Genomic DNA, 22,800 nt, shown 5'->3' with positions numbered 1-22,800 from the left:
CTTGGCGGAGGTACGCTCCCAGCATCGCTTGGGCATTGCCCTTGTTGTCGCCGCCGCCATCGCGTGGAGCACGGCGCCGTTCTTCACGCGGCTGCTTCCCTATGATTCCTGGACCATCCTGTTCTGGCGCGGATTGTTCGGCGGCGGCATGATCATGGTCTTGATGGTGCTGTTGCAGGGTCGTGCCGCCCTGCGCGATCTGACCAGGATGGACAAGAACGGCTGGCTCGTCGCGTCGTTTTCGACATTGGCGATGATCGCCTTCATCCCTTCGTTGCAGCTCACGGATGTATCCAATGTCGCCATCATCATCGCGACGGGTCCCTTCCTCGCGGCGGCGCTGGCCTGCATATGGCTGCGGGAAATCCCCCACCTGCGAACTATGCTGGCGAGCATCGTGGCGCTCTGCGGCGTCATGATCATCGTCGGTAACGCACGCGCCGGCTCCGACGTCATCGGTATCGCCCTCGCCTGCTTCATGGCGCTGGCGATCGCGGCGATGACGGTCATGGTGCGGCGGCACAAGAACACATCGATGGTCGCCGCTGCCGCGATGTCGAACATCCTGGGCAGCGTTATCAGCATTCCCTTCGCCCACGGAATAACTGCGATAACCGGGTTCGACCTGCTCATTCTCGCGATGTTCGGATGCTTTCAGGTCGCCCTCGGCCTCACGCTGTTCTTCCTCGGCTCGCGCCTGCTGCCGTCGGGCCAGGCCGCCCTGATCTCCACGCTGGAGACGCCGCTGATGCCGTTCTGGATATGGGTGGGATTTGGCGAGGTCCCGACGCTGCGGGTTCTCGTCGGCGGCGCCCTGGTCATGGGCGCCGTCATTGCCGACATCGTCGGCGACAGCCGTTCGCAGCGCTGACTAGCGCACCGCGAACGGTGCCTGATACGGCCGGCCGAACGGCACGCCGTTGATCACGGTCTGCACCGGTTTAAGCAACAGCTTGCCCTCGCGCTTGTTGTTGCGGGTGTCGACGAACGAGGTCTGCGCCTCCACCAGTTCCATGATCGCGACATCGCCGGGCGCCCCGATCTGCAGCGTGCCGATCTTCGGCGCACGGTTGATGATTTTCGCAGGCGTCACGGTCGCTGCCGCCACCACCTGCTCCAGTGTAAGGCCGAGCGGAATGAACTTGCCCATGACGTTCGGCAGATAAGGCATGCCCGGCGAATTGCCGGAGAAGACATGGATGTCGGAGGAGATCGTGTCCGGCGTACAGCCGCCCGGGATCGCCACCTCCGCTACCGTGAAGTCAAAACTGCCGCCGCCATGGCCGACATCGAACATCACGCCGCGCTGCTTGGCGGACAGCGCCGCCGGCAACAGTTTTCCATCCTGCACGATGTTGGTGAAGACGCCCGCGATGTTCGGCGCGCCGGAATAGCAATGGGTCAGCACATCGCCCGGGCGCAGCAGGTCGAGAATCTCCGACATCAGCTCCCTGGTCTCGACGCCGCCGATATGCACCATCATCTTGGCCGGCCAGCCGCACATCTCGCAGGCCTTGATGGCGCGCTTCAGCGGCTCGAGACCATGCCTGGCAATGACGTTCTCCGACATCCTGACCTTCACGCCGAGCAGGAAATCCGGATTTTCGGCCAGCGCCATCGCGCAGGCCTCCACTTGCGCGTAGTCGATGTTGTAAAGCTCGGCGACCGGGAAGCCGGACAGGCCGTTGTTGGCGATGTGGACGAAGGCGTAAATCCGCGCTCGCGATTGCGCCACGATGTAGCGCCGCAGCGCGGAGAGATTGTTGACGCCGGCATCGCCCGCCGACACCACCGTGGTGGTGGCCTGCGCCTGCACCAGTTCGTCGGCGGGAATGCCGATCGCAGAGCCGTAGGGGTAAACGTGGGAATGCAGATCGATCAGGCCAGGTGTTACAAGCTTGCCCGAGGCGTCGATGGTCTTGGCGGCACGGGCGGCCGGAATCTCGTTCTCGACGGCCTCGATCACGCCCCAGCGAATCCCGATGTCGCGTTTTCCGCGCAGCGACTGGCTCGGGTCGAGCACGTCGCCGCCCTTGATCACGAGATCGAACTTGTCGTTCGGCCCCATCGCGGCGTTGGCGGCGCCGGACATGGCCGCGACCGCAGCCGAGCCGGTCAGACTCAGAAAATGACGGCGTGAAACCCCGCTCATGGCAACGCTCCCCCTGTGTTTTTATGATTCGATGATGCGCCGGGCACCGGCGTTCCGCAAGCAGGGCGTGCATCGTCCCACGCAAAACCAACGGTCGTGCCGATCATCCCGGAGTGGGCAGACCAGCGCGTTTCGTAGGATGGGTAGAGCGAAGCGAAACCCATCGCCCACAAACGCTGGCGTTGATGGGTATCGCTTCGCTCCACCCATCCTACAAAAAGTCGTACTGCCGACGCGCGCGACGCGCGCATCTGAACAGGCGTTCAGAATTCTCTTGAAGTTCCGCAGGAACGTTCCTTGCGACTTGAAGTTTTATCTTCGATCAATTGAGGAGCATTGGAATGAAGAAGCTTGGATACGTTATCGCCGCACTCGGCGCGCTCATCATCGCGGCGCCGTCGATTGCGAGCGCCGAGACCGTCGTGATCAAGCGTGGCGGCTATCACGGTCATCATCATCATGGCTATGGCGCGCGTGCCGAATTCCGAGGCCATCGCGACCGCGGCTACCATCGCGGATGGCGGCATGGTCATCGCGGCGACAAGGTCGTGATCATCAAGAAGCATCGCTACTGAGGCCGAGGCCTCGAACGTAACGAGGTGTCAAACGGAAAACGGCTCCTCGCGGAGCCATTTTCTTTGTTACGAGCGCTTTCTCTGTAACGCGCCGTTCGGCAAATCCTCAGCTATAGATCTCGAACAGGCCCGCGCCGCCCTGGCCGCCGCCGATGCACATCGTGACGACGCCCCACTTGGCCTTGCGCCGGCGGCCTTCCTGCAGGATGTGGCCGGTCAGACGCGCGCCGGTCATGCCGAACGGGTGGCCGATCGCGATCGAGCCGCCATTGACGTTGTACTTCTCGGGATCGATGCCGAGCTTGTCGCGCGAATAGAGGCACTGGCTGGCGAAGGCCTCATTGAGCTCCCAGAGATCGATATCGTCGATCTTCAGGCCATGGCGCTTCAACAGTTTCGGCACGGCGTAGATCGGGCCGATGCCCATCTCGTCCGGCTCGCAGCCCGCCGCCGCCCAGGCGACGAACCGGCCGAGCGGATTGAGACCGCGCTTCTCGGCGTCCTTGGCTTCCATCAGAACGACTGCCGCCGCACCGTCCGAAAGCTGGCTGGCGTTGCCGGCGGTGACGAACTTGCCGGGGCCCTTGACGGGCTCGAGCTTGGTGAGGCCTTCCATGGTGGTCTCGGGGCGATTGCACTCGTCGCGGTCGACGGTGTAGTCGACGATGCTTTCCGCTTTCGTCGCCTTGTCGACCACCTTCATCCTGGTCTTCATCGGGACGATTTCGTCCTTGAACTTGTTGGCCTGCTGGGCGGCCGCCATGCGGCGCTGCGATTCCAGCGAGTATTCGTCCTGGTATTCCCGGCTGAGCTTGTAGCGCTCGGCGACGATATCGGCGGTGTCGATCATCGCCATGAAGATGTCGGGCGCAGCCTTGAGCAGCTCAGCATCGATCGATTCCTTGGGCGAGCCGCCGCCGGGGATCGAGATGCTCTCGACGCCGCCGGCGACGATGCAGTCGGCGCCATCGGAGCGGATCGAGTTGGCGGCCATCGCGATGGTCTGCAGTCCCGACGAGCAGAAGCGATTCACGGAAACGCCGGCGGTCGACTTCGGCATGCCGGCGAGCAGCGCGGCCTGACGGCCGATATTCGGGGCGCCATGCGCGCAATTGCCGAGATAGCAGTCCTCGACATATTCCTTCTCGACGCCGGCGCGCTCGACGGCGTGCTTGATGGCGTGGGCCGCCATCGACATCGGCGGGGTGATGTTGAACCCGCCGCGGCCGGACTTTGCCAGCCCGGTACGTGCATAGGAAACGATAACAGCTTCACGCATTTTGAAGACCTCCCTTTGATGCGGCCAGTATGGACTGGAGCCCAGCCCGTGTGTAGCAAAAACCCGAATTCCGGCGGACGGAAAAGTATGAAACCGCGAAGCCGGCTCGGCGCCGGGATTTGCACAACGCATGTCCTTCGGCAAGGCCGCGGCTGGCGTTCTGACAGCGACACGCCCGATGCGCGACGAAAGGCGCATGAGCCGGCTATTTCACTAAGCGAAATTGGCCGCTATTGAGGTCACGCGCATGCAAGGTGCGGGCAATCAGATCAGGTCGGGGGTGCGATGGTAAGGGCGTTGCGACAATGGCTGGACAACCATGAACTGCCCGCGATCATCGCCGCCGTGCTCGGCGTGGTCATGACGATTTCCGTAACGATGGTGGTGGTCGGCTATCTCGTGGCGAGGCCCTGAGCGGTCCTCGCCGACCCACCGCTTCGGCACACACCTCACTTCCCCGTTCCGGCCGCAGCAAGAATGGGTGACCAGCGTGCGATCTCGGATCGAACAAATCGATCGAATGCTACCGGGTTGCGTTCGTCCTTTGCCGGTATCGAGCCGCCGAGCTGGGCAATCCGCTCGCGCACGGCATCCTCATCAAGCGCCCGGTCGAGCGCATCGGAAAGCCTGGCGATGATTTCGGGCGAAACGCCCTTTGGCGCAAACAGTCCTGCCCAGACGCTCATCTCGTAGTTGATGCCGCCTTCCTTCGCAGTCGGAACATTCGGCAGCGTTTCGAGGCGTTTCGCGGCCGAGACCGCGAAGGCCTTGACCGAGCCGGCCAAAACCGACTCCGCCACGCTGACCGACTGCTCGCACATGAAGTCGACGTGCCCCCCGACCAGATCGTTCAATGCCGGGCCTGAGCCACGATAGGCAACGAGCGCCGGCTTCGCGCCGATTTCCGCCGTGAACAGAAGACACGCCATATGCGAGGACGCACCGATGCCGCCATGGGCCTGCTTCACCGCGTCGCCACGCTGGCGCAGCGCTGCGACGAACTCCTTGAGGTCCTGTGCCGGGAAATCCTTCCGCGCGATGATGACTGCCGGGGAGTGGGCGGTGAAGCCGATCGGCACGAAGTCGGCAACGGGATCGTATTTGAGGTTCGGCGTGAGCACGGGAGCTGCGACATGCGAGCCCATCGCCGCGGCAAGCAGGGTATAGCCGTCGGGTGCGGCGGCCGCCACGCGCGCGCTGCCGACGGTGCCGCCGGCGCCGCTGACGTTCTCGATGATGATGGATTGCCCGAGGATCTTCGACATCTGGTTGGTGACGATGCGCGCAACAACGTCGCTGGCGCCGCCGGGAGGGAACGGCACGACCACCGTGATCGCCCTGGAGGGGTAGTCCTGCGCGCGCGCCGGCCCGGCGATGCCGAGCAATACCATCGCAACCGAGCAAGCTCTCCAAACACTAGCTTTCCAGACACAGGTGCCAGGCTTCATAACGCGCGCTCCTGTCCGTGCTGCTGCGCCGTCACATTTTTCGCATCACCGTTCAATATTTCCGCAACCTCGACCCCACGTCCTTCAATCGCCGAGAGAATGCCGGCGCGTACCACGGCCAGCGATCGCGTCGCCTCCTCGCCCCCGACCTCGTGCTCGCGCTGCCCGCGCGCCGCGTCGGCAAATTCCTCCAGCTCCTCGACCAGGGTGTCGTTGCTTGCGCATGGTACCGCGACCGGCTGGCTTTCACCGCGCCTCAGCAGCCGGAGCCCGTTGTGCAGGTCGTAGTAGGCCGTCTGGTCCTTGCCGTAGACATTCATCAGGTAGTACTCGGACGCCGAGGCGTAGCTTGCGTTCAGCGTCGAAAGCGCGCCATTCTCATGCTGCAGGATCAGGCTCGCGACATCAGGATTGTCGCCGGGCAGCACCAGTTGCGCCGACTGTGCGGACACCACATGGATCGGCCCTATCAAATATGCGAGCACGTCGATGTAGTGGATCCCGATCTGCAGCATCACGCCGCCCGGCATGCCCGCGGCCTGGTAGCGCCAGGAGGTGAGATCGACCTTGCCGAGGCGGTCGCGGCTGATGTTCGCCTCGGCGTTGACGAGCCTGCCGAACCGGCCGGCGTCGATCTGCTGTTTGATGTAGCGGAAATGGCTCTCGCGCCGCCGCTGATAGCCGAGCGCCAGGACCACGCCCGCCTTGCGGCAGGCCTCGGTGATGGCGCGGCCGTCCGCGATGCTGTTGGCGATCGGCTTGTCCAGAAAGACGTGCTTGCCGGCGGCTGCGGCAGCACGGGTCGTCGCCAGATGCACATCGTTCGGCGTCGTGTTGATAATCGCCTCGATCTCGGCATCGGCCAGCAGCGCCTCGTAGCTCGCGGCCGGCCGGCAGCGGTATTTTGCCGCGAAATTGTTGCGCTTGTCCTCGGACCGCGTGTAGCAGCTTCGGATCTCGAGCTTGCCCGAACGCTGGATGGCATCCGCCAGAACGTCGGACCACCATCCCATCCCGATACAGGCCACGCGGAGCGGATCGGCACTCATCACTTTGCCCTCCCCAAGACCTTGCCGCACGGCCGATTTCATCGGCAGGCTTCGGTCCCTACGATGTCATTCCCAACTCGCGCCGATCGACTCGACGGCCAGCTTGGCGATCCGCAAATCGGTCTCCCAATCACCGCCGCTTACGCCGACGCCGCCGATACATTGGCGGTCAACCAGCACCGGCACGCCGCCTTCCATGGCTGTCCACCGCTCCGGTCCGGCGGCGAGCGCAAGTCCGATCGCATGGCTCACGTCGAGGTCCTGGCCGGCGGCGCCTTTGGCCGTGGTCGGGCGCCGGTTCGACGCGGCGCAAACCGCCTTGGTGGTGCTGGAGTGCACGGTATGGAAGCGACCGCCGTCCATTCGTTCGATCAGGATCACATGCCCACCGGCATCCACGATGGCGCAGGAGATCGCGGTTCCGGCCTGGCCGGCCAATTCCATCGCCGTCGACATGATCCTCTTCGCGCCCTGATGCGTCAGGCGCTTGCTCTCGGCGACAAACATGGCGGCGCTCCGGTCGGAAAGGACAGGCGAAGTGTGCGCTACCGCAGCGCCTCCTTCAAGAAATAATACGCAACTTCCAGATGCGATTTTGCAACCCGCTCGCCGGCGAGGCAAACCTATCCGAACTATGCGGCGCGAACATGGAAGGTACGAGGATTCCGTGCCGACGGTCTCCCGGTCGAACGCGTCAGATATGCTGCGCCATGATCCGGCCGGGCCGCGCGTCCGGACGGGGCTCGATATCGACCGACCAGAGGTCGCGGTTGTCGACGTCCTTCAACGTCACGGTCATCACTTCGGTTTTGCCGTCGATATCGACGCGGCCGAAAAACTGCAGGCCGAAACAGGGGGCGAGATTCTCGCCCTGCTCCGCGCTGCAGCCCTTCTGGAACATCGCTTTCGGCCCGAATGTATTGTCGAGCGGGGCCGGCGCCCAGGTGCCCGCATGTAAGGGGCCGGAGACGAACTCCCAGAACGGTTCGAAATCCTGATAGGCCGCGCGATTCGCATCGTAATGATGCGCGGCCGTGTAATGCATGTCGGCGGTCAGCCACACCGTGTTGCGGATGCCGGCGCGCTTCATGAACGACAGCAGATCGGCAATCTCATGCTCGCGCCGCTCCGGCGGCCCGTCGCCGAGTGCGATGGCATCCTCGCTGACCAGGCCGATCGGCATGTCGGCGGCAATCACCTTCCATGTCGCATCGGAGGCCACCAGTTCGCGCTTCAGCCACGCCACTTGAGCCGCGCCAAGGATGCGGGTCTCGCTGTGGTCGTCGCGCTTGTTAAAGCTGGAATCGCGGTAGCTGCGCATGTCGATCATGAACACGTCGAGCAGCGGACCATAGGCGATCTTGCGATAGATGCGGCCGTCATGCGCCGGCGTCGCGCGCATCGGCATGAATTCATGGAACGCGCGGCGCGCCCGCGCCACCAGAAGCGAAGAGCCGTCCTCGGCATAGCCGGTCTCGTCGGCCGTGCCGACCGGCGACCAGTCATTGGTCACCTCATGATCGTCCCATTGCGCGAACATCGGCACCTCGGCGTTGAAGGCGCGCAGATTGTCGTCGAGCAGATTATATTTGTAGTTGGCGCGGTACTGTTCGAGGCTGTGCGCCACCACGGACTTCTGTTCGGTGACGATGTTGCGCCAGATCTCGCCATTGGGCAGTTTCAGTTCGCGTTCCACCGGGCAATCGGCATAGATGTGGTCGCCGGAATGGATGAAGAAGTCCGGACGGTTGTCGAACATGGTGCGGTAGGTCCGCATGCCGCCGCGCGAGGGATCGATGCCCCAGCCCTGGCCAGCGGTATCGCCCGACCACACGAACGAAATATTGCTTCGCGCGGTGGGCGCGGTTCGGAAATGCCCGACCTGCGTCTCGCCTTCGATGCCGCTCTCGCTGATATCGTCGAAGCGCACGCGATAGAAAATGTCCTGCCCCGCCGGAAGGCCATCGAGCAGGACTTTTGAGACGAAGTCGCTGTCCGGCAATGCGTCGGCGGTAACGGAGCGAATGACGGTCTTGAAGCTCTCGACAACAGAACATTCCACCTGCATCCGCGCCGGCCGATCGGCGCGCGCCCAGATCACCGCGGAGTTGGCCGAGACGTCGCCCGATTGAATGCCGCTCGGGATGAGCGGCCGATCCGCGGCGCGGCTGAGGTAAGGTCTGGCGAGGCTGCCGAGACCGGCAACGGCAATTGTTGCAGCGGAGCGGACCAGTAATTGACGCCGGCTCAAGCCTTGTTTGTTCGAGCCTTGCCCGGCGCGTATCGCAATCGGCATCGAAGCACCCTCGTCGAATCACGACGAAGGTGTGCCCGAGCAATTTGAATGTGGGCCGAAGGTTTTACGACAGGTGGATGACGTGATGGGGAATCGTAGGGTGGGCAAAGCGCAGCGTGCCCACCATCTCTCCGAGTTCGTTGGCGTCAATGGTGGGCACGCTTCGCTTTGCCCACCCTGCGAACTACGAACAAATACTACCGCTGCCAGCCGCAGATGCCGCCGGACTGGCACGGCCAGGTCTGGATCCGGGTGTCGAGCGCCTGCGCGTCGAGCGGATTGGTATGACGCCGCGCCAGTTTTGCGCGGGCCGCGCCGCGCGGTTTTCCGGCGCGCTCATGCGCTACATGAGTCCTGGGCTGAGTCTTGGGCGCGGCCACCTTCGGAACGACCACGCGCTCCGTTTTCACCGGCTTGCGGTCGGCTCTCGCCTCGATCCGGACCGGGGCGAACTGCGTCTCAGGGCCTAAACGCTTCGGCGAGAGCAGGGCTTGGGAAGGATCGAGGCCGAGGAACTCGCCTGCACGGTACTCGTCAGCCACCGCGGCGCTGCCCAACATCAGGAGCCCCGTGCAAAGTGCTGCCGCAAAAGCGCTTTTCAGGACCATCGCAGGCCTCCTGAAATCAACCAAAGAGTGTATGAACGGCCATCATGTAGGGAGCCGGCCGGACAATTCCAGCCGTTCGCGCCCGCAGGGTTACCGGTAAATGATCCCTGCCGTGAAAAAGTTCACGTGCCAGGTGAACAACCCTTACTCAGCGGCCTGCGCCACCGGCTGGCCGATCGCAGCCTCCACGCGCGCGCATTCTCCGCGGAACTTCACGACATTGGCTTCCTTGATGTGGCCGTAGCCGCGAACGAGTTCCGCTGACTTGGCCAGCGCCACCAGACGCGGCCAGTCCTGCGGCTTCGCCTTGTCGAGGTGGCGGAAGATGACAGCGGAATACTCGCCGGGCAATGCGCGCTCCATCCGGCGTTCGGCCGTGTAACCGAACGGATCGAACGCAGTTCCGCGCAGGAACTTGAACCGCGTCAGGAGTTCGAACCCGCGAAAAATCCAGGAGCCGAACTCGCGCTTGCGCAAATGCCCGGTCACCTTGTCGCGCGACGCCAGCAGCGGTGGCGCAAGGCTGACCTTGACGCTGGGGTCGCCGTCGAACTGCTCCTTCAGCACCCTGGCAAACTCACCGTCCGAGTAAAGCCGGGCGACTTCGTACTCGTCCTTGTAGGCCATCAGCTTGAACAGGCCCTTTGCAAAGGCCTCGGTGAGGTCATGCGAGCCGGGTGCGCCCTTGGCTTCCGCGGCGCGAACCCGCGCGACTTCCGAAAGATAGCGCTTCGAATAGGCCTCATTCTGATAGTCCGTCAGGAACTTGGCGCGGAACGCGATGCTCTCATCGAGCGTGCGCTTGACCGGCGCCGCGCCCGAACTCTTGAAGCGCGCCGCGCTGACGACGCGCTGCAGATCGTGCGCGGCGAGCCGGCCCCAGGAGAACGCCAGCTTGTTCATGTCGATCGCCGCACCGTTGAGGTCGATCGCCTTCATGATCGCCTCCAGCGAAAGAGGAATCGCGCCGCGCTGGAACGCAAAACCGAGCATGAAGGCGTTGGTGGCGATGCTGTCGCCCATCAGCGCGGTGGCAAGCCCGGTGGCATCGAGGATGTCGAGGTCCGAGGCGCTGACGGCTTCATTGAGCGACTCCCGCATCGTCCCCGCCTCGAAATCGATGTCGGGATTGATGACGAAGCTTGCCGTCGGCAACAGGTCGGCATTGACGATCGCGCGCGTCACGCCGCGCTCGGCCCGGCTCAACGCCGGGATGCTGGTGGCCACCACGATGTCGCAGCCGAGGATGAGGTTGGCCCCGCCCGGCGCGATGCGGACAGTTGCGAGATCGTCCGCCTCGGGCGCGATGCGGACATGGCTCATGACCGCGCCGTTCTTCTGCGATAACCCTGTGAAGTCGAGCGTCGAGCACGCCAGGCCCTCGACATGGGCGGCCATGCCGAGCAGCGCGCCGATGGTGATGACGCCGGTGCCGCCGATGCCGGTGACGAGGATGTTGTAGGCGCCATCGAGCGCCGGTGTGGCCGGCAGCGGCAGATCGGCGAACAGTGCCGACGGATCGGCCGCGGTACGATCGGCCTTCCTCAGCTTGCCACCATGCACGGTGACAAAGCTCGGGCAAAAGCCCTCGATGCAGGAAAAGTCCTTGTTGCAGTTCGATTGGTCGATCCGCCGCTTGCGGCCGAATTCGGTTTCCAGCGGCTGCACCGAGACGCAGTTGGAAGCCGACGAGCAATCGCCGCAGCCCTCGCAGACGTGCTCGTTGATGAAAACGCGCTTCGGCGGATCCGGATAGAGCCCGCGCTTCCGACGCCGGCGCTTTTCCGCCGCACAGGTCTGGTCGTAGATCAGAACCGTAAGGCCCTTGACCTCGCGCAGCTCCTTCTGCACCGCGTCGAGTTCGCGGCGGTGATGAACAGTCGCGCCTACCGGGAAGTAATTGCTGGGATATTTTTCGGGATCGTCGGAGACGATGACGAGGCGTTTGGCGCCTTCCGCCGAAACCTGGTGCGCGATCTGCGACACCGTCAGCCCACCCTCGGCCGGCTGGCCGCCGGTCATCGCCACCGCATCGTTGTAGAGGATCTTGTAGGTGATGTTGACGCCGGCGGCCGCCGCTGCACGGACCGCCAGCAGGCCGGAATGGGTGTAGGTGCCATCGCCGAGATTCTGGAACACGTGCGCTTCACTGGTGAACGGCGCCTGCCCGATCCAGCTGACGCCTTCCGCGCCCATATGCGAGATGGTCTGCGTGCGGCGGTTCGGCACCGACAGCGCCATGCCGTGGCAACCGATGCCGGCCATGGCGCGGCTGCCCTCGGGGATCTTGGTCGAGGTGTTGTGGGGACAGCCCGAGCAGAAATACGGCGTGCGCTGCAGCTTTGCCGCGCCGACGCCTTCCGCCGGCCGGTCGAACGCTTCGAGTTTTGCGAGACGCTGCTCCAGCCCCGGGCTGCGATGGCCGAGTTTTCGCAACCGCGCCACGACCGCCGCCGCCACCATGGTCGGCGTCAACTCGCCTTCGCTCGGCAAAAGCGGCGCGCCGCTCTCATCGCGCTTGCCGACCACCGACGGTCGCTTCGACGCATCTACATTATAAAGAATGCGCAGGAGCTGGTCCTCGATGAAGCCGCGCTTCTCCTCGACCACGAGAACATCTTGCAAACCTTCCGCGAACGCGCGTGCGCCGGATTCCTCCAGCGGCCAGGTCAGCGCGACCTTGTAGATGCGCAAGCCCAGCGCCTGCGCCTCGGCGTCGGTAATGCCGAGGTCGGCCAGCGCCTGCCGCAGATCGAGATAGGCCTTGCCGGTCGCCATGATGCCGAGCCGCGCCGGCTTGGAATCCAGCACGATGCGGTCGAAGCGATTGACGCGCGTGAACGCCGCCACCGCCTGCATTTTCGGGCCATGCAGCCGCCGCTCCTGCTCCATCGGCGCGTCCGGCCAGCGGATGGAAAGCCCGCCCGGCGGCATTTCGAAATCATCGGGCAAAATGATCTTGATGCGATCGGGATCGCTGACGATCGAAGCCGAGCTTTCAACGGTCTCCGAAATCGCCTTGAAGCCGACCCAGCAACTTGAGTAGCGCGACAGCGCAAAGCCCAAAATGCCGAGATCGAGATAATCCTGCAGCGTCGCCGGGTTGACCACCGGCATCAATGCTGCGGCAAACACCTGCTCGCTCTGATGGGCGAGCGTCGAGGACTGGCAGCCATGGTCGTCGCCGGCGAGCGCAATCACGCCGCCGTTCGGCGAGGTGCCGGCCGAGTTGGCGTGCTTGAGCGCATCCATCGAGCGGTCGACGCCGGGGCCCTTGCCATACCAGATGCCGAATACGCCATCGACCTTGGCGCCGGGGAACATGCCGACCTGCTGGCTGCCCCACACGGCGGTGGCCGCCAGGTCCTCGTTGAGACCGGGGGCGAACTCGATGTCATGCTGCTTGAGGAAGGTTTTGGCGCGCCACAGCGCGTGGTCGTACATGCCGAGCGGCGAGCCGCGGTATCCGGAGATGAAGCCGGCGGTGTTGAGCCCTGCGGCGCGGTCGCGTTCGCGCTGCAACATCGGAAGGCGGACCAGCGCCTGCGTACCGGAGAGGAATATGCGCTTCGCATCCAGACGATATTTGTCGTCCAGCCCAACTTCCATCAACGCCATTCGTCCGCTCCCCGTCGCACGTTCCGCCGGTTATTTTGAACCGGTCTAATTGCGAACAGAATGCACCGGTTTTGCTATGCGTGCCCAGCGTGAATTCATGGCCACAGGACATATCTCGCTTGTCTTGTGGATCAGGCCGCCTCTTGCCGAAATCCGCCTTCTTTGAAACGCTGTCGAGCAAAGGGAGACACCAGTGATGACAGAAGCGGCGTTCACGACCGAGATATTGGAAAGCGGCAATCTGCTGGTGGGGCCGTGGCGCAGCCCGAAGCAGATGCTTCACACGCAGGTCTATGACTCCCACGCCTCGATCCACGACGATGCCACCGCGCAAAAGCTCGGCTTTCAGGGCGGCACCATCGAGGGCCCGACCCATTTCAGCCAGTTCGCGCCGTTGTGCGAGCGGATCTGGGGCCAGGCCTGGTTCGAGACCGGATGCCTGTCGGCCCATTACCGCAACCCCGCCTTCGAGGGCGAGGAGGTGCAGGCCAATATCGAAAAGCCGAAGCCGGGCGAGAGGACTTGCGCGATCGGCATGACCAAGCGCGACGGCACCGAAATCTTGCGCGGCACTGCGTCGGTCGGCGACGTGACGGAAACCGCGTTGAGCCGCCGGCTCGGCGAACTGAAGCCGCTGGCCGATCCCGTCATTCTCGCCGACCTCAAGGTCGGCATGAAGACACCGCGCCAGACGGTGAAGATGGATTTCGACCAGCACATGGGCGATCTCTATCCGTTTTCGCTTGAGCAGAAGCTGAAGGTCATCACCGAGCCTTCGGCGTATTACTCGCAGGAGCTCAATCCCTGGGGACGGGCGATCATTCCCATGGAGATGCTGAGCGTGCTGTTTCAGTACCGCGCGCGTGAGGACCGGCTGCCGGTCCGTGGGCCGGCGGTTGGGCTGTTCGCCGATCAGGAAATCCGCCTGCTGCGCGGGCCGCTATTCGCAGGCGAGAGCTATTCCACCGAACGTGAGGTCGTCGCGCTCAGCGGCAGCCGCCGCACGGAAAGTGTATGGGTACGCACGACCGTGTTCGCGAAAGACGATACTGCCGTAGCAACCATGCTCTTGAACATGGCCAGCATCAAAGATTCCTACGCCGATTACGAGCGGGAGCACAAAGCGCTCTATGGCTAGGTGAGCCCGATCCGCTATCGCCAACAAGGACAACAACAAAATGGCTCGCCTGCCCTATCTCGAAGCCGACCAGGTCGCCCCCGAATACCGCGACATGCTCAAGCGCAACACCAACTTGCACAAGCTGTTGGTGAACTCACCCGACATGGCCCGCGCCTTCAACGGCATCGGCGGCTACATCCGCTTCAATAGCAAGCTCGACCCGCGCCTGCGTGAACTGGCGATCCTCCAGGTCGGCTGGATGGAGAAATCCGAATACGAGTTCACCCACCACGTGAAGATCGGCAAGGAATTCGGCGTCACCGATGATGATATCGAAGGCCTGATAGCCGAGACCGAGGGCAAGCCCTCGAAACTCGAGCCGCTGGCGAAGCTGATCCTGCGCGGCGCCCGCGAAATGGTGCGGGAACTCGCGATGTCGGAGGCGACATTCGCCGAGATCAAGCGGGCGCTCTCCGACGAGCAAATGGTCGACCTCGTGCTCACCATCGCCTTCTACTGCGCCGTGGTCCGCGTGCTGGCGACGATGAAGATCGACAACGAACCCTATTACAAAGAGGTACTGAAACAGTACCCGATCCCGGGAGTGGAATGAGATGCGCCTGAAAGATCGTGTCGCCATCGTCGTCGGCGCCGGACAGAGCCCCGGCGAAGGCATCGGCAACGGCCGCGCCACTGCGCTGACCTTTGCGCGCGAAGGCGCCAGGGTATTGTGCGTCGATCACAATCTGGCCTCCGCCCAGGAGACGGTCGACATGATCGCCGCCAAGGATGGCACCGCGGCGGCGTTCAAGGCCGACGTCACCAAAAATGCCGACCTCAAGGCGATGGTTGCGGACGCGCAAGCGCGCTGGGGCCGCATCGATATCCTGCACAACAATGTCGGCGTCAGCCTGTCCGGCGGCGACGCCGAGCTGCTCGACATATCGGAGGAAGCGTTCGACCGTTGCGTGGCGATCAATCTGAAGAGCTGCGTGCTCGCCGCCAAGCATGTGATCCCGATCATGCGGGCGCAAAAGAGCGGCGCCATCATCAACATCTCGTCGATGGCCGCGATCACGACCTATCCTTATGTGGCCTACAAGGCGACCAAGTCGGCGATGATCGCCTTCACCGAACAGCTCGCCTATCAGAACGCCCAATACGGCATCCGCGCCAACGTCATCCTGCCGGGCCTGATGAACACGCCGATGGCGGTCGATACCCGCGCACGCGAGTTCAAGAAGAGCCGCGCCGAGGTCGAGGCCGAGCGCGACGCAAAAGTGCCGCTGCGCCACAAGATGGGCACCGGCTGGGACGTCGCCAACGCCGCGCTGTTTCTAGCTTCCGACGAAGCAAGTTTCATTACCGGCGTGACGCTGCCGGTGGATGGCGGGGCGAGTGTTCGGCGCGGATAGGAATCGTAGGGTGGGCAAAGGCGCACCGCGCCGTGCCCACCATCTCTCGGCGTAAAAGAATGGTGGGCAAGCTTCGCTTTGCCCACCCTACGGCAGGGAAACAATGCATTCCTCCTGCCCACACGTTTACCTTTGGTTAGTAACTTTCTCTTAAGGGTTGCGGCGATTGGGCGGCCTTTTTGACGCGCCCCGTATTCACGCAATTTTGCGCCAGCGTTTTTGTCCGGCCATCTGTGTGATTCGACACATTCAATCGATTCCAGTGACACGATGATGTGACAGCGCATCGGCGCTTGTCGAAATACCGACTCGTTGCAGTCGCACGAATTTCACGTGCCCTCGCTATTACGCACCACAAGAATTGTGGCAAGCGCTGCAAGAATGCCGAGGCACCATGAACGAAGAATTCGACTACGACCTGACGCCGTCCCAGTGGGAAGCATTGAAAGCGTTGCGAACGCCCGCATCAAAGCTGCCGCGCATGAGCCGCACCACGATCGACGGCCTGATCGCGCTCGAACTTGCCACCATGAGCGGAGATGCGCCCGTCATCACAGCGAAGGGACGCAAGGTGCTGATTCGTGGCTCGTCGCTGCTGCTGCAGGATCTGGCCGCCTGATTCGCGGCAACGCACCTGCAGCATAAATTCCGGATTGACCGCACCTGATTCCCTGACATATCGGAGTTCCATCGACTGAGTGGCAACTAGGGTTCCGGGTGGCGAAATCGCCATCGCCGGTCCGAGCGTTGCGGAAACCGCGGTAGCACGCGGCTGCACCCGAGGGACAAAAGCCCAGAGGAGGAGATGTCGAGATCTTGTTCGCGCCAGATGGCACGGAGGTCTCATGTCGCCGCTCTCACTCTCCCTCGTTGTCCTCGCCGCCTTCATCCACGCCACCTGGAATCTGCTTTCGAAGCGTGCGGCGGCGGCCGGCGCGGCCTTCGTGTTCGCCTCCAACGTGATAGCCCTTGTTCTCTATCTGCCATGGGTTGGCTGGGTACTGGCGCATAACGCGCCCAGTTGGAGTCTGCCGGTCGCATTCTGTCTCGTCTTGAGCGCCATCCTTCACCTCGGCTACAACCTGTGCCTTCAGCGCGGCTATCAGGTCGCCGATCTCTCGGTGGTCTACCCGATCGCGCGAGGCACGGGCCCACTGCTGTCCTCCGTCGGCGCATTCATCCTGCTTCGTGAAACGCCTTCGGCCCAGGGCATCCTCGGACTGCTCGCGGTCGTCGCCGGGATCGGCTTCATCACCACCCAGGGCGATCTCTCCGCGTTCCGCCGGCCGCGCGGCCTCGATGGCCTGCGCTGGGGCACCGCCACGGGGTCGTTGATCGCGGGCTACACCGTCGTGGACGGATATTGCGTCAAGATGCTCGGCATTCACCCCGTCGTACTCGACTGGCTTTCCAACCTGCTGCGCTTCTTCATGCTCGCGCCCGTCGTTCTATCGAACTGGTCGCGCGCCAAAGAGAAGATGAAGGGCCATTGGTGGCTGGCGTTCTGGGTCGGCGTGCTCTCGCCGCTGTCCTACATCCTCGTGCTGTCAGCCATCGAAATGGGCGCGCCGCTCAGCCTCGTGGCGCCCGCGCGCGAAATGTCGATGATGGTCGGCGCGCTGTTCGGCATGCTGATACTGGGCGAGCGGGTGACGGCCTGGCGCGTGGTGGGGTGCGCGATCCTGATCGGCGGCGTCATCCTGTTGGGGTCGGCTAAGGCGTAGCGGGGCGGCGCGTCACACCGGCTTTTCATCATCCGTCACCGGCGAGGTGATCACCAGAAACACCAGGTCGACCAGCCCGGAATTCGAGATCGCGTGTTCGACGCCGGGCGGCAGGAAGATGAAGTCGTGCTTGCGCACCACGTGGTTCTTCCCGGCGATCTCCATCAGCCCCTCGCCTTCGAGCACGTGATAGATCTGCTCCTGCACGAGGTGCTTGTGGCGCGCGACATGCGCCATCGGCTGGTACATCGAGATGCGATAGTCGATGTGACGGGAGCCCGCGGTCTCCGGCATGACCAGCGGTTTTGACAATGCGCCGCCGAAATGATTGGGGAATTCCCGCCACGGTACTTCGGCGATGTTGCGGATGAAGGCGCCGTTGTTTTCTGAAGCCATGATGGCCTCCTCTGCCGTCAGATCACCAGCGCCCCGCCATCGATATAGACGATCGATCCGGTCGCAAAACCGTTCGCCATGAACCCGAGGATTTGCCGCGCGATGTCCTCAGCCGCGCCGACGCGACCGACCGGCAATGCAGCCGCGGTCTTCGCCAACATGTCGCGCCGCGCCTCCTCCGGCATCGCGGCACGGATCGGGGTATCGATCACGCCGGGCGAAACGGCATTGACGCGCACCGGCGCGAGTTCGAGCGCCAGCGCCCTTGCCAGCGATTCCAGCGCGCCATTGGCGGCGCTGACGATCGCCGAATTGGGCCGCGGACGAACGCTGAGGAAGCCAGACACCAGCGTCAGCGATCCGCCGGCACGGATCTGCGCTTGCTGCGCGACGCGCCATGCGCCCCAGAATTTGCCTTCCATGGTGGCGCGGACATCGTCCATCGCCACCGTCTTGAACGGACCGGTGCGAAGCTGCGCCGCCGTGACCACGACATGATCGACGGGGCCACACCGCTGGAACAGTTTTGCGACGCTGTCGTCGCTGGTGACGTCGGCGGGGATCGCGATCGCATTCAGCTTCTCCGCCACCTTGTCGAGCCGCTCGACATTACGCGACGCGATGATGATTTCGGCGCCTTCGCGCTTCGCCATCTCGGCGGTCGCAAGACCGATGCCGGAGGAACCACCGACGACGACGACTTTCTTGCCTGCAAGCAACATGGGATTTCCTCCAGCGAGATCAGGTGGGCTGATAGCGCGTGCCGATGCCGGCCTTGCTCTGGCCGAGCCCGGGCAACTCCCACACCCCCGCGCCGGCCGGATTGATGTCGGCGGCGATATCGACATCGATCAGATAGGGCTTGTTCGCCGCGATGCCCTTGCGGATGGCCTCGCCGAGATCGCCGGCGCGATCGACGCGCACGCCTTCGACGCCGCAGGAACGCGCCATCGCCGCAAAGTCCGGATTGTAGCGCTCGCCGGTGTTGGGATCGTGGAAGTCCGTCGCCAATTCCCGACCGCCGAGATAGCCGCGCTGCAGCCCGCGGATCGAGGCATAGGCGTAATTGTTCCAGACCACCCAGACCACGGGCAGATTATATTCGACCGCTGTGCCCAGCACGTTGGCGTGCATGAAGAACGCGCCGTCGCCGCACACGGAAACACAGGGCCGGTCGGGCGCGGCGAACTTCGCACCCATCGCGCCGGCGACGCCAAAGCCCATCGGGCCGAACCCCATCGAGCCGATCAGCGAATCCGGCCGCCGCGGCTTGCAGAAGCCGAGCAGCCAGTTGTGATGCACGCCGATATCACTGACGAGGATCGCATCCTCCGGCAACGCCTTGTCGATCTCGAGCGCCGCGCGCTGCGGATTGATCGGCGTGGTGTCGTCGGAAAATCCGGGGGCAACGAATTTGTCCCATTCTTTCCGGTAGCCATCGATCTGCGCCAGCCATTTTTTGCGCGCATCGGCCTTTTTGGTGAGATCGGCGCGACGGTCGAGTTCGGCATGCACCTGCCGCAAGAAGGTGCGCACGTCGGCCATCAGGCCGAGCGCTACGGGATAATTGCGGCCGATCTCCTCGGGATCGATATCGACATGGATCAGCCGCGTCGGCGGGATGGTGAAGGAATAGCCCGGGATCCACGAGCTCGACGTGCGATCGTCGAACCGCATCCCCATCGCCAGCAGCACGTCGGCCTGACGCGTCGCATGGTTGGCCTGGTAGTGCCCGGCGCGCGCGACCAAGCCCAGCGCCAGCGGATGATTGCAATCGATCGCGCCAAGGCCGCTTGCCGAGGCCGCGACCGGAATCTGCAGCCGCTCGGCGAGCCTCAAAAGTTCTTCCGCCGCGCCGCCGTAGCGCACGCCCTGGCCTACGATGATTGTCGGCCGCTCTGCGCCAAGCAGCATGTCAACGGCCTTGACCACGCCATCAGGATCGGCGCCGCAGCGGCTCGATATGTTGGCGTTCCAGGCCTGCGCGTTGGGCGCCTCCTCGGCCGCCGATTCCATGAACACGTCAAAGGGCACGTCGAGCACCACGGGTCCGGGGCGGCCGCTCGTCATGGTCTTCCAGGCCTGCCGAACCGCCAGTGGCACCATCTCGCCGCGCGTCGGCTGAAACACCTTCTTGCACATCGTGCGCACGGTGGAGGGAAAATCGGCCTGATAATGCCGGTACATTTCCTGGAAGGCGCCGCGGTTGAACTGGCTGGTCGGCACGTTGCCGGTCACCGCCATGAACGGCACGGAGTCGAGGAATGCGTTGGCGAGCGAGATCGGCAGGTTCGCCGAGCCGGGCCCGCACGACGTAAACGTCGCCGTCGGCCGCCCCGACACGCGGTAATAAACGTCGGCCATGAAGCCGGCGACGCTCTCATGATGCACCGAGATGGTCTTGATGTCAGATGAGCGCTCGTACAGCGCGTCGATGAACTGGATGTTGCCGTGGCCGCACAGGCCGAACACCTGCGGCACCTTCTCCTGAATCAAATAGTCGACGATGACCTGGGCGCCGTTGAGCATGTTACGCGACATCGATTTAACTCTCTCCCTGAGCTCAACGAATTCGCCTCCGCGTCTTGTTTGCACGGTGCGGCGACGGGCCCGAACCTATTTCTCATAATACTGTACGTCAATTGCTATTGTGGTATGCTCCGCATTGCCGGCTCATACGATGCGCGGCGCTGTTGCCGGGCGAGGACGGCCTGATAGAGTTCGCCTCGCCCACCCTGGAGAGTTGATTCCGTGAAACCGCGCACCAAGCCGAAGACGAGCGACAAGCCAGCCACTCCGCGCAAGGTTTCAATCGCAAGGCTGGTGCCATCGCGCGAACCCAACATCGACGACGAGGCCGAGGAGCGCGCGCGCGGCGGCGTGCAGTCGCTCGGCCGCGCATTTTCGATCCTGGAGGAAGTCGCCCGCCACCGCGAAGGCATTGGCTTGGCGGACCTCAGCAAGCTGGTGGGCCTGCATAATTCCACCACCTTCCACCTCGCCAAGACGCTGGTCTCGCTCGGCTATCTCAGGCAGGAGCGCGATTCAAAACGTTATCGTGTTGGCCGGCCGCTGTTTGCGCTGGCGGCCAGCGCGCTCGATGAAATCGAGATGGTCAATCTGGCGACGCCGGTGCTGGAAGACCTGTCGCGCGAAAGCGGCGAAAGCGGCCATTTTGCCGTGCGGATGGGCGACGCAGTGGTCGTGATTGCCCGCACCAGCGGGCCCGGCGCGTTCCAGCTGACCGACCGCGTCGGCGTGGTGCGGCCGGCGCACTGCACCGCGCTCGGCAAGATCATGCTGGCCTCGCTGCGCCCCGATCAGTTGAAGCGCTTTCTCGAACGCGTCGAACTGAAGCCCTCGTCCAAAAAATCAATTACGGACCCCGCTGTACTGCTGCGCGAGATCGCCGAGATCCGCCGCAGCGCCATCGCCTTTGACGACGGCGAATTCAATGCGGAAGTCCGCTGCGTCGCCGTGCCGGTCTATAACTTCACCGGCGAAGTGATCGGCGCGCTCGGCATCTCCGGCCCGATCTGGCGCATGACGGACCAGGTGCTGCAAAGCCGCGCCAAGCTGGTGCAATCGGCCGCCGGCCGGCTGTCGGCCGAATTCGGCGCGCGGGATCTGGCGAAATCCTCCTGATCCGATCGGGCTCAAGTCCTCTCCAAACCGGTTGAACGCGGCTGCGACGCATTTGGCGTTGACAGGAGCCATTGCGTCCGGAAATATCTTACAACAATAAAAGAACGTCTCTCACATTGTCGCATAAGCGGGAATCGGAGGAGAGAACGTCGCGACGTATCCCGGGAGGAGACCAGTAATGACCCGCTACAGCCGACGTACCCTGTTGAAGGCCGGCGCCGCCTTTGCCGGCGCCTCCGCGATCGGATCTCCGTCCATCCTCAGCGCCCAGGCCGCGCGAATAAAGATCGGCCATCTGGTGCCGCTGACCGGCTTCCTCGGCGCGATCGGCAGCTACGCCCAGCTCGGGGTGAAGATGGCGGCGGAGGAAATCAACGCGTCCGGCGGCATCATGGGTAAGCAGATCGACCTGATGTCGGAAGACTCGGTCAATCCCGCGACCGCCTCGACCAAGGCGCAGCGCATGATCGAGCAGGACGGCGCGGTGTTGTTATTCGGCGAAATCTCGTCCGCCTCGTCGCTGACCATCATGCAGGTCGCCGAGCGCAACAAGAAAGTCTTCTTCTCCACCGGCGCCCGCTCGGACGCGCTGCGCGGCAAGGACTGCAACCGCTACTCCTTCCACTGCGACATCCCCAACACCGTGATGGTCAACGCCGTCGGCACCGCGCTCAAGCAGAAGGGCATGGTCAAGGGCAGGAAGTTCGTCACCCTGACGGCGGACTATATTTTCGGCCACGACCTGCTGAAGGCCGCCAAATCGTTCTTCAGCGCCAACGACGCCACGCTGATCGGCGACGAGCTGATCGCGACCGACGTCACCGACTTCAGCCCTTATCTGCTGAAAGTCCGGCAGGCCAAGCCTGACGTCGTGTGCTGCAATCTCGCCGGCAACCAGGTCACCAACCTCGTCAAGCAATATGCCGAGTTCGGCTTCCCCTACCCGCTGGTCGGCTTCAACCTCAACACCGGCGACGCCTGGGCGATGGGCGAAGGCAATCTCAGCGGCACCTGGCCGACCGTCTGGTATCACACGCTCGACAATCCAGCCTCGAAGGCCTTCGTCGAGGCGTTCAGCAAGAAGTACGGCAAGCCGCCGGAGAACCACGCCTGGATCGAATACATCACGCTGAAAATGATCGCGCAGGCGATCACTGAAACGAAGTCGACCGAAAGCGACGCGCTGATCGGCTATTTCGAGAAGCAGACGCAGTTCGACATCATGAAGTCGCGCAAGGCCTATTTCCGCTCCTGGGATCATCAGCTGGTGCAGGAGGCCTATCCGTTCACCGTAAAACCGAAGAACGAGATGAAGGACAAGTGGGACATGCTCGTGCTCGGCGAAGCGGTGCCGGCCGCGGGCGCCGAGCTTGAATCGATCTACCCGACGAAGACGCAAAATCCCTGCAACATGAAGGCATAGAAGCCCGATACGGGCGTCGGGCCACTGGCGTTGCGGCGCCGGCACAGATCAG

Annotated in this window: 21 protein-coding genes; 10 read left to right on the top strand and 11 right to left on the bottom strand. The window is 63.5% G+C overall.

Features of this window, described 5'->3' with window-relative positions; translation table 11 throughout:
* Nucleotide 1: 1 nt before the first annotated feature.
* Nucleotides 2-871 (top strand): DMT family transporter, encoded by an 870-nt coding sequence (locus IVB05_RS12145; RefSeq protein WP_247784517.1) that lies wholly within the window; start codon nucleotides 2-4, stop codon nucleotides 869-871.
* On the opposite strand, the gene IVB05_RS12140 is transcribed toward IVB05_RS12145, so the two are convergent.
* A complete protein-coding gene (locus IVB05_RS12140) occupies nucleotides 872-2,152 on the bottom strand; it encodes an amidohydrolase/deacetylase family metallohydrolase (RefSeq protein WP_247784515.1) in 1,281 nt (426 codons plus the stop codon). It lies immediately after the preceding gene.
* 341 nt (nucleotides 2,153-2,493) lie between these two features.
* Between IVB05_RS12140 and IVB05_RS12135 the strand changes: the two genes are divergently transcribed.
* Nucleotides 2,494-2,727 (top strand): hypothetical protein, encoded by a 234-nt coding sequence (locus tag IVB05_RS12135; RefSeq protein ID WP_247784514.1) that lies wholly within the window; start codon nucleotides 2,494-2,496, stop codon nucleotides 2,725-2,727.
* A gap of 106 nt (nucleotides 2,728-2,833) precedes the next feature.
* Here the strand turns inward: IVB05_RS12135 and IVB05_RS12130 are convergent, their stop codons facing one another.
* The gene (locus tag IVB05_RS12130) at nucleotides 2,834-4,006 is read right to left on the bottom strand and encodes an acetyl-CoA C-acyltransferase (RefSeq protein WP_247784513.1); all 1,173 of its coding nucleotides are present in this window, start codon (nucleotides 4,004-4,006) and stop codon (nucleotides 2,834-2,836) included.
* 285 nt (nucleotides 4,007-4,291) lie between these two features.
* Between IVB05_RS12130 and IVB05_RS43500 the strand changes: the two genes are divergently transcribed.
* The gene (locus IVB05_RS43500; protein ID WP_256473277.1) at nucleotides 4,292-4,420 is read left to right on the top strand and encodes a hypothetical protein; all 129 of its coding nucleotides are present in this window, start codon (nucleotides 4,292-4,294) and stop codon (nucleotides 4,418-4,420) included.
* A 35-nt stretch (nucleotides 4,421-4,455) separates the two neighbouring features.
* Here IVB05_RS43500 and IVB05_RS12125 read toward each other — a convergent pair whose 3' ends face one another.
* From IVB05_RS12125 to IVB05_RS12100, 6 genes are all read right to left on the bottom strand, one after another.
* Nucleotides 4,456-5,397, bottom strand: a complete 942-nt coding sequence (locus tag IVB05_RS12125) for a tripartite tricarboxylate transporter substrate-binding protein (RefSeq protein ID WP_247784511.1) — start codon at nucleotides 5,395-5,397, stop codon at nucleotides 4,456-4,458.
* A gap of 53 nt (nucleotides 5,398-5,450) precedes the next feature.
* Nucleotides 5,451-6,503, bottom strand: a complete 1,053-nt coding sequence (locus tag IVB05_RS12120) for a Gfo/Idh/MocA family oxidoreductase (RefSeq protein WP_247784507.1) — start codon at nucleotides 6,501-6,503, stop codon at nucleotides 5,451-5,453.
* 66 nt (nucleotides 6,504-6,569) lie between these two features.
* A complete protein-coding gene (locus tag IVB05_RS12115) occupies nucleotides 6,570-7,010 on the bottom strand; it encodes a heme-binding protein (protein WP_247784505.1) in 441 nt (146 codons plus the stop codon).
* Nucleotides 7,011-7,197: 187 nt separating this feature from the next.
* Nucleotides 7,198-8,799, bottom strand: coding sequence for an alkaline phosphatase D family protein (locus tag IVB05_RS12110; protein WP_247784503.1), 1,602 nt, complete (start codon nucleotides 8,797-8,799; stop codon nucleotides 7,198-7,200).
* A 197-nt stretch (nucleotides 8,800-8,996) separates the two neighbouring features.
* Nucleotides 8,997-9,407, bottom strand: a complete 411-nt coding sequence (locus tag IVB05_RS12105; RefSeq protein WP_247784501.1) for a hypothetical protein — start codon at nucleotides 9,405-9,407, stop codon at nucleotides 8,997-8,999.
* A 144-nt stretch (nucleotides 9,408-9,551) separates the two neighbouring features.
* Nucleotides 9,552-13,025 (bottom strand): indolepyruvate ferredoxin oxidoreductase family protein, encoded by a 3,474-nt coding sequence (locus IVB05_RS12100; protein WP_247784499.1) that lies wholly within the window; start codon nucleotides 13,023-13,025, stop codon nucleotides 9,552-9,554.
* A 196-nt stretch (nucleotides 13,026-13,221) separates the two neighbouring features.
* Between IVB05_RS12100 and IVB05_RS12095 the strand changes: the two genes are divergently transcribed.
* The 5 genes from IVB05_RS12095 to IVB05_RS12075 all read left to right on the top strand — a co-directional run bounded on the left by IVB05_RS12095 (nucleotide 13,222) and on the right by IVB05_RS12075 (nucleotide 17,284).
* A complete protein-coding gene (locus IVB05_RS12095; protein WP_247784497.1) occupies nucleotides 13,222-14,163 on the top strand; it encodes a hypothetical protein in 942 nt (313 codons plus the stop codon).
* Between the two features lie 40 nt (nucleotides 14,164-14,203).
* On the top strand, nucleotides 14,204-14,758 hold the full coding sequence (locus IVB05_RS12090) for a carboxymuconolactone decarboxylase family protein (RefSeq protein WP_247784495.1): 555 nt from the start codon (nucleotides 14,204-14,206) through the stop codon (nucleotides 14,756-14,758).
* Nucleotide 14,759: 1 nt separating this feature from the next.
* Nucleotides 14,760-15,560 carry an SDR family NAD(P)-dependent oxidoreductase gene (locus IVB05_RS12085; RefSeq protein WP_247784486.1) on the top strand — a complete coding sequence of 267 codons (801 nt, stop codon included), beginning with the start codon at nucleotides 14,760-14,762 and terminating at the stop codon, nucleotides 15,558-15,560.
* A 394-nt stretch (nucleotides 15,561-15,954) separates the two neighbouring features.
* Nucleotides 15,955-16,179 carry a hypothetical protein gene (locus tag IVB05_RS12080; protein ID WP_247784484.1) on the top strand — a complete coding sequence of 75 codons (225 nt, stop codon included), beginning with the start codon at nucleotides 15,955-15,957 and terminating at the stop codon, nucleotides 16,177-16,179.
* Nucleotides 16,180-16,405: 226 nt separating this feature from the next.
* Nucleotides 16,406-17,284 carry a DMT family transporter gene (locus IVB05_RS12075; RefSeq protein WP_247784482.1) on the top strand — a complete coding sequence of 293 codons (879 nt, stop codon included), beginning with the start codon at nucleotides 16,406-16,408 and terminating at the stop codon, nucleotides 17,282-17,284.
* Nucleotides 17,285-17,296: 12 nt separating this feature from the next.
* Here the strand turns inward: IVB05_RS12075 and IVB05_RS12070 are convergent, their stop codons facing one another.
* From IVB05_RS12070 to IVB05_RS12060, 3 genes are read right to left on the bottom strand one after another with little or no spacing between them, the layout of a single operon-like run.
* The gene (locus IVB05_RS12070) at nucleotides 17,297-17,680 is read right to left on the bottom strand and encodes a cupin domain-containing protein (protein ID WP_247784480.1); all 384 of its coding nucleotides are present in this window, start codon (nucleotides 17,678-17,680) and stop codon (nucleotides 17,297-17,299) included.
* 17 nt (nucleotides 17,681-17,697) lie between these two features.
* Complete coding sequence (locus tag IVB05_RS12065) at nucleotides 17,698-18,402, bottom strand: SDR family oxidoreductase (RefSeq protein WP_247784478.1); 705 nt, start codon at nucleotides 18,400-18,402, stop codon at nucleotides 17,698-17,700.
* A gap of 19 nt (nucleotides 18,403-18,421) precedes the next feature.
* Nucleotides 18,422-20,221 (bottom strand): thiamine pyrophosphate-binding protein, encoded by a 1,800-nt coding sequence (locus IVB05_RS12060; protein ID WP_247784477.1) that lies wholly within the window; start codon nucleotides 20,219-20,221, stop codon nucleotides 18,422-18,424.
* A gap of 210 nt (nucleotides 20,222-20,431) precedes the next feature.
* On the opposite strand from IVB05_RS12060, the gene IVB05_RS12055 reads away from it, so the two are divergent.
* Both IVB05_RS12055 and IVB05_RS12050 read left to right on the top strand, forming a co-directional pair.
* Complete coding sequence (locus tag IVB05_RS12055) at nucleotides 20,432-21,325, top strand: IclR family transcriptional regulator (protein WP_247784476.1); 894 nt, start codon at nucleotides 20,432-20,434, stop codon at nucleotides 21,323-21,325.
* A gap of 178 nt (nucleotides 21,326-21,503) precedes the next feature.
* Nucleotides 21,504-22,748, top strand: coding sequence for an ABC transporter substrate-binding protein (locus IVB05_RS12050; RefSeq protein WP_247784474.1), 1,245 nt, complete (start codon nucleotides 21,504-21,506; stop codon nucleotides 22,746-22,748).
* The last annotated feature ends 52 nt before the right edge of the window (nucleotides 22,749-22,800 follow it).

The sequence above is a fragment of the Bradyrhizobium sp. 170 genome (assembly GCF_023101085.1).
Classification (GTDB): domain Bacteria; phylum Pseudomonadota; class Alphaproteobacteria; order Rhizobiales; family Xanthobacteraceae; genus Bradyrhizobium.
The sequence above is the reverse complement of the archived record's forward strand: the minus strand, read 5'-3'. Positions and strand labels throughout refer to the sequence as shown.

What these genes read in the sequence shown, in the direction of transcription:
- IVB05_RS12065 (WP_247784478.1), bottom strand. Translation starts at nt 18,402, where the DNA reads ATGTTGCTTGCAGGCAAGAAAGTCGTCGTCGTCGGTGGTTCCTCCGGC.
- IVB05_RS12075 (WP_247784482.1), top strand. Translation starts at nt 16,406, where the DNA reads ATGTCGCCGCTCTCACTCTCCCTCGTTGTCCTCGCCGCCTTCATCCAC.
- IVB05_RS12060 (WP_247784477.1), bottom strand. Translation starts at nt 20,221, where the DNA reads ATGTCGCGTAACATGCTCAACGGCGCCCAGGTCATCGTCGACTATTTG.
- IVB05_RS12130 (WP_247784513.1), bottom strand. Translation starts at nt 4,006, where the DNA reads ATGCGTGAAGCTGTTATCGTTTCCTATGCACGTACCGGGCTGGCAAAG.
- IVB05_RS12115 (WP_247784505.1), bottom strand. Translation starts at nt 7,010, where the DNA reads ATGTTTGTCGCCGAGAGCAAGCGCCTGACGCATCAGGGCGCGAAGAGG.
- IVB05_RS12125 (WP_247784511.1), bottom strand. Translation starts at nt 5,397, where the DNA reads ATGGTATTGCTCGGCATCGCCGGGCCGGCGCGCGCGCAGGACTACCCC.
- IVB05_RS12120 (WP_247784507.1), bottom strand. Translation starts at nt 6,503, where the DNA reads ATGAGTGCCGATCCGCTCCGCGTGGCCTGTATCGGGATGGGATGGTGG.
- IVB05_RS12140 (WP_247784515.1), bottom strand. Translation starts at nt 2,152, where the DNA reads ATGAGCGGGGTTTCACGCCGTCATTTTCTGAGTCTGACCGGCTCGGCT.
- IVB05_RS12090 (WP_247784495.1), top strand. Translation starts at nt 14,204, where the DNA reads ATGGCTCGCCTGCCCTATCTCGAAGCCGACCAGGTCGCCCCCGAATAC.
- IVB05_RS12080 (WP_247784484.1), top strand. Translation starts at nt 15,955, where the DNA reads ATGAACGAAGAATTCGACTACGACCTGACGCCGTCCCAGTGGGAAGCA.
- IVB05_RS12095 (WP_247784497.1), top strand. Translation starts at nt 13,222, where the DNA reads ATGACAGAAGCGGCGTTCACGACCGAGATATTGGAAAGCGGCAATCTG.
- IVB05_RS12105 (WP_247784501.1), bottom strand. Translation starts at nt 9,407, where the DNA reads ATGGTCCTGAAAAGCGCTTTTGCGGCAGCACTTTGCACGGGGCTCCTG.
- IVB05_RS12110 (WP_247784503.1), bottom strand. Translation starts at nt 8,799, where the DNA reads ATGCCGATTGCGATACGCGCCGGGCAAGGCTCGAACAAACAAGGCTTG.
- IVB05_RS12135 (WP_247784514.1), top strand. Translation starts at nt 2,494, where the DNA reads ATGAAGAAGCTTGGATACGTTATCGCCGCACTCGGCGCGCTCATCATC.
- IVB05_RS12070 (WP_247784480.1), bottom strand. Translation starts at nt 17,680, where the DNA reads ATGGCTTCAGAAAACAACGGCGCCTTCATCCGCAACATCGCCGAAGTA.
- IVB05_RS43500 (WP_256473277.1), top strand. Translation starts at nt 4,292, where the DNA reads ATGGTAAGGGCGTTGCGACAATGGCTGGACAACCATGAACTGCCCGCG.
- IVB05_RS12050 (WP_247784474.1), top strand. Translation starts at nt 21,504, where the DNA reads ATGACCCGCTACAGCCGACGTACCCTGTTGAAGGCCGGCGCCGCCTTT.
- IVB05_RS12100 (WP_247784499.1), bottom strand. Translation starts at nt 13,025, where the DNA reads ATGGCGTTGATGGAAGTTGGGCTGGACGACAAATATCGTCTGGATGCG.
- IVB05_RS12085 (WP_247784486.1), top strand. Translation starts at nt 14,760, where the DNA reads ATGCGCCTGAAAGATCGTGTCGCCATCGTCGTCGGCGCCGGACAGAGC.